10 protein-coding genes are annotated in these 11069 nt (G+C 71.5%); 2 read left to right on the top strand and 8 right to left on the bottom strand.

The window, feature by feature from the left end; genetic code table 11:
• Positions 1-112: 112 nt before the first annotated feature.
• The 6 genes from AB0E14_RS27875 to AB0E14_RS27850 all read right to left on the bottom strand — a co-directional run bounded on the left by AB0E14_RS27875 (position 113) and on the right by AB0E14_RS27850 (position 6547).
• Entirely contained in the window at positions 113-1681 is a 1569-nt protein-coding gene (locus AB0E14_RS27875; protein WP_362423818.1) for a DoxX family membrane protein, read from the bottom strand.
• Between the two features lie 177 nt (positions 1682-1858).
• Positions 1859-2818: a 23S rRNA (guanosine(2251)-2'-O)-methyltransferase RlmB gene (gene rlmB / locus AB0E14_RS27870; RefSeq protein WP_362423815.1), complete on the bottom strand. Its 960-nt coding sequence runs from the start codon at positions 2816-2818 to the stop codon at positions 1859-1861.
• A gap of 76 nt (positions 2819-2894) precedes the next feature.
• Positions 2895-4292 carry a cysteine--tRNA ligase gene (cysS, locus tag AB0E14_RS27865; RefSeq protein WP_362423812.1) on the bottom strand — a complete coding sequence of 466 codons (1398 nt, stop codon included), beginning with the start codon at positions 4290-4292 and terminating at the stop codon, positions 2895-2897.
• Between the two features lie 117 nt (positions 4293-4409).
• The gene (gene ispF, locus AB0E14_RS27860; protein ID WP_362423809.1) at positions 4410-4898 is read right to left on the bottom strand and encodes a 2-C-methyl-D-erythritol 2,4-cyclodiphosphate synthase; all 489 of its coding nucleotides are present in this window, start codon (positions 4896-4898) and stop codon (positions 4410-4412) included.
• Complete coding sequence (gene ispD, locus AB0E14_RS27855; RefSeq protein ID WP_362423806.1) at positions 4888-5637, bottom strand: 2-C-methyl-D-erythritol 4-phosphate cytidylyltransferase; 750 nt, start codon at positions 5635-5637, stop codon at positions 4888-4890. Before ispD ends, ispF begins: the two co-directional genes overlap by 11 nt.
• Before the next feature lie 427 nt (positions 5638-6064).
• Positions 6065-6547 carry a CarD family transcriptional regulator gene (locus AB0E14_RS27850; RefSeq protein ID WP_003953493.1) on the bottom strand — a complete coding sequence of 161 codons (483 nt, stop codon included), beginning with the start codon at positions 6545-6547 and terminating at the stop codon, positions 6065-6067.
• Between the two features lie 774 nt (positions 6548-7321).
• Between AB0E14_RS27850 and AB0E14_RS27845 the strand changes: the two genes are divergently transcribed.
• Entirely contained in the window at positions 7322-8020 is a 699-nt protein-coding gene (locus tag AB0E14_RS27845; RefSeq protein WP_362423803.1) for a DUF461 domain-containing protein, read from the top strand.
• An 82-nt stretch (positions 8021-8102) separates the two neighbouring features.
• On the opposite strand, the gene AB0E14_RS27840 is transcribed toward AB0E14_RS27845, so the two are convergent.
• Positions 8103-8783, bottom strand: a complete 681-nt coding sequence (locus AB0E14_RS27840; protein WP_015035162.1) for a response regulator transcription factor — start codon at positions 8781-8783, stop codon at positions 8103-8105.
• On the bottom strand, positions 8780-10015 hold the full coding sequence (locus tag AB0E14_RS27835; protein ID WP_362423800.1) for an ATP-binding protein: 1236 nt from the start codon (positions 10013-10015) through the stop codon (positions 8780-8782). The genes AB0E14_RS27840 and AB0E14_RS27835 overlap by 4 nt, the downstream gene beginning before the upstream one ends.
• A gap of 265 nt (positions 10016-10280) precedes the next feature.
• Between AB0E14_RS27835 and phoU the strand changes: the two genes are divergently transcribed.
• The gene (phoU, locus tag AB0E14_RS27830; RefSeq protein WP_362423797.1) at positions 10281-10961 is read left to right on the top strand and encodes a phosphate signaling complex protein PhoU; all 681 of its coding nucleotides are present in this window, start codon (positions 10281-10283) and stop codon (positions 10959-10961) included.
• The last annotated feature ends 108 nt before the right edge of the window (positions 10962-11069 follow it).

Below are 11069 nucleotides of genomic sequence, written 5' to 3'. Positions count from 1 at the left end.
CGCCCCTCGGGGGGCCCCCCCGCCGTCCCCCCCTCCCCCCCGGCCGGGGGGGGTGGGGGGGGGGCGCCCCCCCCCCCGCGGCCCCCCCCCCCCCCTTCGACGTACCGCTGCTCTAGCCCAGCAGGCCGCCGATCGGGTTCCTGTTGCCGCCGCCCGACGACGAGCCGCTCGTCGGCTCGCTGGTGCCCGTGCCGCCGCTGCTGCCGCCACTGGAACTGCCCGAGCTCGTCGGTCCCGAGCTGGTCGACGGCGGGGCCGCGGGCCTCGACTGGGTCGGCGTACGGGTGCCGGTGCCCTGTGTCGCGGTCGGCCTGCTGCCCTCCGTGCGGCCGGTCTCGCGGGCGGTCTCGCTCGGCTCGGCCTTGTCGTCCTTCTCGCTGTCCCCGCTCGCGCCCTGGGTCGCCGACGGCTTGGGGCGCGTGGAGGTGGACTGGGACGGGGTGCGCTCGGCGGAGTCCTGCGGGAGCGTCCGGCCGGGCAGGTGGTTGATCGGGTCGTCGTTCGGGCCGGGCACGGTGACCATCTCGGCCGACCGCACGGCGCCGCCGAGCACCGAGCCGATGAGCAGGGTGAGGCCGACGACGATCGAGGCGACGAGCGCGCCGCGGCGCAGGACCCGGCGGCGCAGCTCCCACAGCTCCGAGCGCGGGCCGAGCGTGCGCCAGGCCTCGCCGGCGAGCCGGCCGTCGATGGAGTAGACGGGGGCGCCCGCGATGATCAGCGGGGACCAGGCGGCCAGGAAGATGATGTCGGCGGAGTCGTAGACCGGGACGGTCTTCCAGCTGACCGTCAGAAGCAGGGCCGCGGAGAGCAGGGCGCCGATGACGGCGGCGACCCGCTGCCAGAGGCCGAGGACCGTGAGGACGCCGACGACGACCTGGAGGAAGGCGACGGTCAGTCCGGCGCCGACCGGGTGCTGCAGCGCGAAGTCCCGCAGCGGTTCCGCGAGGGCCCAGGGGTTCAGCGAGTTGAGCCACTTGACCATGGAGCCGCGCTCGCCGCCGTCGAAGTAGACGGGGTCGCAGAGCTTGCCCATGCCCGCGTAGATGGAGATGAAGCCGAGGAAGACGCGGAGCGGGAGGAGGACGACGCCGAGGTTCATCCGGCGCCCGGGGTAGTAGGCGTGCCGGACCGCGTCGGCGCCGTGGCGCTGCGAGGAGCGGCCGCCGCGGTACGCGTCGTCCTCGTCGTCGCCATAGCCCGCGTCGTCGCGGGACAGCTCGTAGGGAGCTTCGTACGGCTGGTCGAAGGCGCCTTCGGCGCGCCGCATCGGGGGCAGCAGCGGCGGCGCGTCGCCGGGGACGACGGGGGTTTCCATGGTGTCGTCGATGCGCGGGATGGCCTGGGTGATGCCCGCGTCGAGGTGTCCGGGCGGTTCCAGGGTGGAGACCGAGGACTCCCGCACGGCCTGGAGCAGTCCGGTGGCTCCGGGGGTCGACTTTCCGGTCCACACGACGGGGCGGCGGCGGCCGGCGGCCGCTCCCGCCGCTCCTGCCACCGCTCCGGCGAGGGCCGGACCGCGAGAAGCGGCGGCGAACTTCGGCTGCTGGGCCGGCGCGAGCCGCACACGGAAGCTGGCGTGGTTCACGATGACCTGCGCGGGATCGGAATCCACCTTGAGCATGCTCAGCGCGGGCTGATCGTCGAACCCCGGCCGGGGCGTTCTGGTGTCCACACTCATCTAACCGAGTGACGCGGGGTTTGGACACTGCCTTGACGTGCTCGGAATGTCCGAGACCCGTCAAGATCACGCCATCTGTCCGGGGGTACGCGAAAGGGCCCAGCTCAGCGGCGAGGTGGGCCCTTCTGCGGGGAGCGCGCGGAGGTCGGTGCGCGCCGTGGCGGAGGCGCGCGGAGATCAGTGCGCGCGGCGGCGGGCGACCTCGTAGAGGACGATGCCCGCGGCGACACCGGCGTTCAGCGACTCGGCGCCACCGGGCATCGAGATGCGCACGCGGTAGTCACAGGTCTCGCCGACGAGGCGGCCGAGGCCCTTGCCCTCGCTGCCGATGACGATGACGACCGGGCCGTCGAGCGCCTCCAGGTCCTCGACCGTGTGCTCGCCGTCGGCGGCGAGGCCGACGACCGTGAGGCCCTCCTTCTGGAAGCCCTCCAGCGCGCGGGTGAGGTTGGTGACGCGGGAGACCGGCGTACGGGCGGCGGTGCCGGCCGAGGACTTCCAGGCGCCCGCGGTCATCCCGGCCGCGCGGCGCTCGGGGACGACCACGCCGTGACCGCCGAAGGCGGAGACGGAGCGGACGATCGCGCCGAGGTTGCGGGGGTCGGTGACACCGTCGAGGGCGACGATCAGCGGGTCCTCGTGGTTGTCGTAGGCGGCCGCCGTGAGGTCCTCGGGGTGCGCGTACTCGTACGGCGGGACCTGGAGGACGAGGCCCTGGTGGTTCAGGCCGTTCGTCATCCGGTCCAGCTCCTGGCGCGGGGCCTCCATCAGGTTGATGTTGCCCCGGTCGCCGGCGAGCTTCAGGACGTCGCGGACGCGCTCGTCGTTGTCGATGAACTGCTGGACGTAGAGCGTGGTCGCGGGCACGCCGTCGCGCAGCGCCTCGAAGACCGGGTTACGGCCTACGACCATCTCGGAGGTGCCCTTGGGGCCGCCGCGGCGCGGTGCCGGGCGGCGCTTGGCGGCCTGTCGGGCGATGGCGTTGGAGACGCGGAACGCCTTGTGGCCCTTGCGGTCCTCGGCCTTCGGCGTGGGGCCCTTGCCCTCCAGGCCCTTGCGCCGCTGGCCACCGCTGCCGACCGTCGCGCCCTTCTTGTTGGACGTGCGGCGGTTCCTGCGCTGGCTGTTCCCGGCCATGACTACCTAATCCTCGGTGTTGCGTGCATAGGTCTGTAAGTGAAGTGTGCCGCCCGGCTGCCGGAGCGGCACATCATCAGCGGCTTCCCAGCGTCCAGCGGGGGCCTTCGGGGCTGTCCTCGATGGCGAGGCCGGACTGGCCGAGCTGGTCGCGGATCGCGTCCGCGGTGGCCCAGTCCTTGCGTTCGCGGGCGGACTCGCGCTGCTGGAGCACCATGCGCACGAGGGTGTCGACGACGCCGTGCAGCTCCTCGCCCCGGTCGGACTCCTCGGCCCAGTGCGGGTCGAGCGGGTCGAGACCGAGGACGCCGAGCATGGCCCGGACCTCGGCGAGGCGGGCGATGGCCTCGTCCTTGTCGTCGGCGGCGAGCGCGCTGTTGCCCTGGCGGACGGTGGTGTGGATGATCGCGAGCGCCTGCGGGACGCCCAGGTCGTCGTCCATGGCCTCGGCGAAGGCCGGCGGCACCTCGGGGGCGGGCGGCACGGTCTTGCCGGCCTTCTCGGTGACGCGCTGGACGAAGCCCTCGATGCGCGCGAACGCGGCCTCGGCCTCGCGCAGCGACTCCTCGCTGTACTCGATCATCGAGCGGTAGTGCGGGGTGCCCAGGTAGTAGCGCAGGACGATGGGGCGCCAGTTCTTCACCATCTCGGAGACGAGCACCGAGTTGCCGAGCGACTTCGACATCTTCTCGCCGCTCATGGTGACCCAGGCGTTGTGCACCCAGTACGAGGCGAAGTCGTCGCCGAAGGCCTTCGCCTGGGCGATCTCGTTCTCGTGGTGCGGGAAGATCAGGTCGAGGCCGCCGCCGTGGATGTCGAAGGCGGAGCCCAGGTACTTGTGGGCCATCGCCGAGCACTCCAGGTGCCAGCCGGGCCGGCCGCGGCCCCACGGGGTCTCCCAGTCGGGCTCGCCCGGCTTGGTCGCCTTCCACATGGCGAAGTCGCGCGGGTCCCGCTTGCCGGCGACGCCCTCGTCGGGCTGGCGGAGGTCGTCGATGTCCTGGTTGGAGAGCTCGAGGTAGCCGGGGAACGAGCGGACGTCGAAGTAGACGCTGCCGTCGGCCTCGTAGGCGTGGCCGCGCTCGATGAGCCCGCGCATCATCTCGACCATCTCGGTGACATGGCCGGTGGCGCGCGGCTCGTAGGTGGGCGGCAGGCAACCGAGGGCGTCGTAGCCGGAGTTGAAGGCGCGCTCGTTCTCGTAGCCGATGGACCACCAGGGGCGGCCCTGGTCGGTGCCCTTGGCGATGATCTTGTCGTCGATGTCGGTGACGTTGCGGATGAACGTGACGTCGTAGCCGCGGTACTCGAACCAGCGGCGCATGATGTCGAAGTTCAGCCCCGACCGGATGTGCCCGATGTGCGGGGCGGCCTGCACGGTGGCACCACAGAGGTAGATCGAGACGCAGCCCGGTGTGAGCGGGGTGAAGTCACGGATCTGCCGGGCGCTGGTGTCGTACAGGCGAATAGTCACCACTCCAGGGTAGTGGGCGTGTGGTAGTGCCCCGCGACCGATTGCCGGTCGCGGGGCGAGTTTTTCGGCACGGCGCCGCGCGAACTCCGGCGACGGCGGGGCGGGCGACCCGGGCGCTCAGGCCGTACGGATCACCAGTGCGGTCGCGATGGCGGCGAGGCCCTCCGCTCGGCCGGTGAGGCCGAGGCCGTCGGTCGTGGTGCCGGAGACGGAGACGGGCGCGCCGACCGCCGCGCTCAGCGCCTTCTGCGCCTCGTCGCGGCGCTTGCCGACCTTGGGGCGGACGCCGATGACCTGGACGGCGACGTTGCCGATCTCGTACCCCTCGGCGCGCACGATTCGGGCGGCCTCCGCGAGGAGGGTGACGCCGGAGGCGCCGGACCACTCGGGGCGCGAGGTGCCGAAGTGGGCGCCGAGGTCGCCGATTCCGGCGGCGGAGAAGAGCGCGTCGCAGGCGGCGTGGGCGGCGACGTCACCGTCGGAGTGCCCGGCGAGCCCGTACTCCTCCTCTTCCCACAGGAGTCCGGCGCACCACAGCTCGCGGCCCTGCTCGAAGGCGTGGACGTCGGTGCCGATGCCGATCGACGGCAGGTTGCTAGAAGCCATCGTTGGCCCTCCGGCGGGCGAGTACGGCCTCGGCCAGTACGAGATCCAGGGGACGGGTCACCTTGAACGCCTCCTCGTGGCCGGGGACGACCACGACGGGGGCGCCGAGCCGCTCGACCATGCCGGCGTCGTCGGTGGCACCGTCACCGGTGAGGGCGACGGTCGCGTGCGCGTTGACGAGGGTCTCGTAGTCGAAGCCCTGCGGGGTCTGGACGGCGCGCAGCCGGGAGCGCTCGGGGGTGGCGACGACGCTCTCGGGGTCGCCCTTGGCCGCCGCGGGCTCGACCTCCTTGACGGTGTCGGACACCGGCAGGGCGGGGACGACGGCGACGGCCCCGTCGCGGACGGCCTCGATGACCGAGTCGACGGTGTCGACGGGGACGAGCGGGCGGGCCGCGTCGTGGACGAGGACGGTGGTGACGCCCTCGGGAAGTGCGGCGAGGCCGAGGCGTACGGACTCCTGGCGGGTGTCGCCGCCGGGGACCACGAGGTAGTCGGTGCGCTCGGGCAGCGCGTGGTCGTCGAGGAGGTTCTTGACCTCGGCGGCGCCGTCGGAGGGGGCGACCACGACGACGAGGGAGACGGCGCGGGAGGCGGCCATCGCCCGGACGGCGTGGATGAGCATGGGGGTGCCGTTCAGCGCGCGGAGCGCCTTGGGGGCGCCCGGGCCGAGGCGTACGCCCCGGCCCGCCGCGGGGATCACCACGGCGGTCCGTGTGGGACGCGTTTCGTCAGTCATCGGTTGCACTCCGGCAGGTTTGTTGCCTCGGGGGACATGGGTATGGCCCTGGGGGTGCCCCCGGCCGAAGGCTGGGGGGAGTGCCGGCGCTCCGCCTTGACCGGGCCCTTTCCGTGACGACGGTCGGGGCGTGGCGCGTGGCACAGGATCCGTGGGACGCGAGGGGGCTGGGGACGAGCGGGCTGAGAGCGGCCGCGTGCGGGCGGGTGCGGGTGTTTCGTGGACGGACTCGTCACGAGGCGCACGAGACGGCCATCACGTCGAGGGTCACCCGGGCCTCGCCGTCGGCTTCGCCGTCGCAGCGCACCAGACGTACGCACGAGGCTCATGAGACGCACAAGACTCATGAGACGAAACATGCCGCAGCGCCCGGCGGCAGAGCTGTGTGGAACACAGCACGCCAGCGGGCACCGCGGCATCGCTTCATTCAGGACGCGAGGACCTCGTCGAGGAGAGCCTCGGCCTTGTCCTCGTTCGTGTTCTCCGCGAGCGCCAGCTCGCTCACCAGGATCTGCCGAGCCTTGGCGAGCATGCGCTTCTCACCTGCGGAGAGTCCGCGCTCGCGCTCCCGGCGCCAGAGGTCGCGGACCACTTCGGCGACCTTGATGACATCGCCGGAGGCGAGCTTCTCGAGGTTTGCCTTGTAGCGTCGGGACCAGTTCGTGGGCTCCTCGGCGTACGGCGCGCGCAGCACCTCGAAGACCCGGTCCAGTCCATCCTGACCGACTACATCGCGAACACCGACGAACTCCGCATTGTCCGCCGGCACACGAACCGTCAGGTCGCCCTGGGCGACCTTGAGCACCAAGTAGGTCTTGTCCACGCCTTTGATCTGGCGAGTTTCGATGGCCTCGATCAGCGCGGCCCCGTGATGGGGATAGACCACGGTGTCGCCAACCTTGAACGTCATGTGACAGGTACCCCTTCCGTGGCTATCCAGGGTAACACGGATACGGCTTCTTCTGAATGGCGTTTTCGCAGGTCAGGGCATATCTCGGGGCTTGACAACAGCGACGCGAACGTGCTGCGGAGGGCTTCCGGAAGGCGGTATTCGCAGGTCGGAGCGGCTGCACGGACGGAGAGAAACGCGGGCGTCACGCCGGCCCAAGGGGTCCCAGAGGGGGCGCGATGCCCCATTTTGTCTGGTTCAGAGTACACAACCTCACCTACTCCGTTCGAGGATCGGTCACCCGTGCGGATGCATCTCGGACCGAATCCTGAATTGATCACCCACAGGTGTGAAGCGAGTTTTTCCGTGGGGCGGGCGGTGGAATACGCGGACGATCACCGAATTGATCAAGTCGGTTATGTGAACGGAGCGTCAATGCGACGTGATCAGGCCATGGCGTGGCCGGCGGGGGCGGGGCGGGGCGCGCCGGGGACGGCCTCGGCCCGGCTCGGGCTGGGCTCGGGGGCGGGCTCAGGGCTGGGCTCAGGGGCAAGCTCGGGCCGGGCTCTGTGCCGGCCTCGGGGGCGGCTTCGGGGCCGGGATCGGGATCCGCGGCGGGGGCCCACCGGGCGGGGTGGGGCGCGAAGGGGCGGGTCGGGTGCGGGACGGAGAGGGTGGCTCGGTAACCTAAGCCCGCTGACGCACCTTTAGCTCGTCCTTAGCCGGTTGGTCCTGAGCTCCACTCCAGCCGGCTTGTCCTTAGCCTGTCCGTACGTCCTAGGAGTTGCCGCCGCCGTGAGCCGCAGCCTTCGACGCGGCGCCCTCGCCGCCACCGCCATCGTGATCTCGATCGCCTCGCTGTCCGCCTGTGGCGCCGGCAACAACGCGCAGACCCTCGGCGTCCGGCCGGACAACGCGGCCGTCACGGTGGATGACGTCCAGATCCAGAACGCGCTCGTGATCACCCAGCCGACCGTCGGCGCGGCGGGCCCCGCCGTCGTCTCCGCGACGGTGTTCAACAACGGCACCGCGCCGCAGACGCTCGACTCGATCACCCTGGGCGACTCCGCCGCGCCGGTGAAGCTCAAGGCCGCCGAGGGCTCCGGGCCGATCACGATCCCCGCGGGCGGCTCGGTCGTCATCGGCGGCAAGGACAACGCCTCCGCCACGATCGAGAACGGCCACGAGGCCGTGAAGGACGGCAACGCGCAGGAGCTCGTCTTCAAGCTGAGCAAGACCGGCGACGTCTCCCTGGAAGCCTTCGTCGTCCCGGCGACCAGCTACTTCAAGGAGTACGGCCCGACCGTGATCCCGCAGCCGCCGGCCGCCAAGCCGACCGGTTCGGCCACCGCGACGCCGACCGGCGAGGCGGGCCACGGCGCGGAGTCCGGCGCGACCGCGACCCCGACCGGCACCGCGACCCCGTCGGGCACCGCCACCCCCTCGGGCACGGCGACCCCGTCGGGCGAGGCCAGCCACGCGGCCGGCCACTGACGCACCCGTAAGGGAAGGGGCGCCCCACCGGATCACTCCGGCGGGGCGCCCCTTCTCCGTGCGTACGGATGCCGCTCGCGGTCTACGGCTCGAACTTGTAGCCCAGGCCGCGGACCGTCACCAGGTAGCGCGGGGCGCCCGGGTCGGGCTCGATCTTGGCGCGCAGGCGCTTGACGTGGACGTCGAGGGTCTTGGTGTCGCCCACGTAGTCCGCGCCCCAGACGCGGTCGATCAGCTGCATACGGGTCAGCACACGGCCCGCGTTGCGCAGCAGCATCTCCAGGAGGTCGAACTCCTTCAGCGGGAGGTCGACCTTGCCTCCGGCGACCGTGACGACGTGGCGGTCCACGTCCATACGGACCGGGCCGGCCTCCAGGGCGGCGGGGGTGACCTCCTCCGGCTCGCCGCGGCGGCGCAGGACCGCGCGGATGCGGGCCACGAGCTCCCGCGAGGAGAAGGGCTTGGTCACGTAGTCGTCTGCTCCTATTTCCAGCCCGACGACCTTGTCGATCTCGCTGTCCTTGGCGGTCACCATGATGACCGGGACGTTCGAGCGGCCGCGCAGCTGGCGGCACACCTCGGTGCCGGGCAGACCCGGCAGCATCAGGTCGAGGAGGACGAGGTCCGCCCCGTTGCGCTCGAACTCGTCGAGGCCGTCGGGCCCGGTCGCGGCGACCGCGACCTCGAAGCCTTCCTTGCGGAGCATGTACGACAGGGCGTCGCTGAAGGATTCCTCATCCTCGACGACAAGCACTCGGGTCACGGAAGGACCTCCGGGGCAGGGAGCGGTTCGGTCATGAGATCGGGGGTGGGGGAGGTGGAGGCGGAGGAGCGGCGGTCCCGTACGGCGCCCGCCTCGGGCAGCCGCAGGGTGAAGGTGGAGCCCTGGCCTTCGGTGCTCCAGACCGTGACCTCTCCGCCGTGCGAGGCGGCCACGTGCTTGACGATGGCGAGGCCGAGTCCCGTGCCTCCCGTGGCACGGGAGCGCGCCGGGTCGACACGGTAGAACCGCTCGAAGACCCGCTCACGGTCCTTCTCGGAGATACCGATGCCCTGGTCGGTCACCGCTATCTCGATCAGGTCGCCGCCGGGGGCCGCCACGCGGCGGGCGGCGATGCCCACCCGCGTACGGGCCGGGGAGTAGTTGACGGCGTTCTCGACGAGGTTGCCGAGGGCGGCGGCCAGCTGGCCGCGGCTGCCCCATACGTGCAGGTCGGCGGTGCCTCCGGAGGCCATGGTGATCTGCTTGGTGGAGGCCGTGTGCCGGGAGCGGTCGATCGCCTCGGCGACCAGTTCGTCCACCCGTACCGGCTCGGAGTCCTCCAGCGGGTCGTCGTTCTGCACGCGCGAGAGGTCGATGAGTTCCTGTACGAGGTTGGTCAGGCGGGTCGCCTCGATCTGCATCCGGCCGGCGAAGCGGGTGACCGCCTCGGGGTCGTCCGAGGCGTCCATAACGGCCTCGGAGAGCAGCGAGAGCGCACCGGTCGGGGTCTTGAGCTCATGGCTCACGTTGGCGACGAAATCACGCCGTACCGCTTCGATGCGTCGCGCCTCGGTGAGGTCCTCGACCAGGAGCAGCACCAGGCGCGAGCCGAGCGGGGCCACCCGGGCGGAGACCGCGAGGGCCTCGCCGCGTCCGGTGCCGCGCCGGGGCAGGTCGAGCTCGACCTGCCGTATCTCTCCGTCGCGGCGGGTGTCGCGGGCCATGTTGAGCATCGGCTCGACGGCCAGCTTCCCGCCGCGGACCAGGCCGAGGGCGTACGCCGCCGAGCTGGCCTTGACCACGGAGTCGCTCTCGTCGAGCACGACCGCGGAGGATCGGAGCACGGAGAGCACGGTGTCGACGCCGGGCGGAAGCACGGCGTCCGTGTGCAGGGAGGTCCGGGTGGGCCGCGCCTGGTCGCGCTCGCTCCAGCGGAACGCCAGCATGGCGATCACGCCGGTGCACACCCCGGCGATCGCGGCCAATGCGGCCACCGCCGCGTTCACGTCCATGTCCTCAAGGTTATGCGGCACGAGAGACTCTCTCCCAGCCGTCCGAGTGGCTGCTCGAACAGTCGTCGCCCAGAGTTCACCGTGGGGACTGTGCCGGTTCATTTGCACCGAGCGGAGCAGCCGCCCGGGTCGCCCAGAGTTCACCGGGGCGAAAACGTTCATTCACTTCGGGTGGAGACTGCGGACGCGTAGAGGCCCGAACGTGGGAGCGTGGGGGTCCGAAGCCCGACCGGGACCCCGGACATCAGTTGAGAGAGGGACATCGATGCGGGACGCGTACCACGAGGAACTTGACTCGATCGGCGAAGGCCTGGTCGAGATGGCCCGCCTTGTCGGGTCGGCGATCGGGCGCGCCACGACGGCGATGCTCGACGCCGATCTGAAGCTCGCGGAGACCGTGATCGCCGCGGACCAGAAGGTCGACGACCTGCAGCACGACCTGGAGGCCCGCGCCATAGCCCTGCTGGCCCGCCAGCAGCCGGTGGCCACGGACCTGCGGATCGTGGTGACCTCGCTGCGCATGAGCGCCGACCTGGAGCGCTCCGGCGACCTGGCGCAGCACGTGGCGAAGCTGGCGCGGCTGCGCTTCCCGGAGACGGCGGTCCCGCGCGACCTGCACGCGACGATCCTGGAGATGGGGCAGCTGGCGCAGCGCCTGATGGCGAAGGCGGCCGAGGTCATCATCACGAAGGACGTCGACCTGGCGCTCCAGCTGGAGCAGGACGACGACGAGATGGACCTGCTGCACCGCACGCTCTTCCAGCACCTGATGGACGACCGCTGGAAGCACGGCATCGAGACGGCCGTCGACGTGACGCTGCTCGGCCGCTACTACGAGCGGTTCGCCGACCACGCGGTGTCGGTGGCGAAGCGCGTCGTGTACCTGGTGACCGGCGAGCACGCGGACGAGCTGCAGCAGGCGGACGCCCCGGTCGAGGGCGCGTAGCTCCGGAGGGGCGACCGGGCGGGGTGGGCTTCGCACTCCTGTGCGCCGTTGATGCGCCCGGCGGGGTGGGCATGCAATGGGGAGAGGCGACGTACGCCTCCGAGGAGG

The organism is Streptomyces sp. NPDC047981, from assembly GCF_040653315.1.
Taxonomy (GTDB): domain Bacteria; phylum Actinomycetota; class Actinomycetes; order Streptomycetales; family Streptomycetaceae; genus Streptomyces.
Note: the sequence above shows the minus strand (reverse complement) of the source record. Positions and strands in the feature narration are given on the sequence as shown.

What these genes read in the sequence shown, in the direction of transcription:
- ispD (WP_362423806.1), bottom strand. Translation starts at nt 5,637, where the DNA reads ATGACTGACGAAACGCGTCCCACACGGACCGCCGTGGTGATCCCCGCG.
- AB0E14_RS27850 (WP_003953493.1), bottom strand. Translation starts at nt 6,547, where the DNA reads ATGACGTTCAAGGTTGGCGACACCGTGGTCTATCCCCATCACGGGGCC.
- ispF (WP_362423809.1), bottom strand. Translation starts at nt 4,898, where the DNA reads ATGGCTTCTAGCAACCTGCCGTCGATCGGCATCGGCACCGACGTCCAC.
- AB0E14_RS27875 (WP_362423818.1), bottom strand. Translation starts at nt 1,681, where the DNA reads ATGAGTGTGGACACCAGAACGCCCCGGCCGGGGTTCGACGATCAGCCC.
- AB0E14_RS27835 (WP_362423800.1), bottom strand. Translation starts at nt 10,015, where the DNA reads ATGGACGTGAACGCGGCGGTGGCCGCATTGGCCGCGATCGCCGGGGTG.
- phoU (WP_362423797.1), top strand. Translation starts at nt 10,281, where the DNA reads ATGCGGGACGCGTACCACGAGGAACTTGACTCGATCGGCGAAGGCCTG.
- rlmB (WP_362423815.1), bottom strand. Translation starts at nt 2,818, where the DNA reads ATGGCCGGGAACAGCCAGCGCAGGAACCGCCGCACGTCCAACAAGAAG.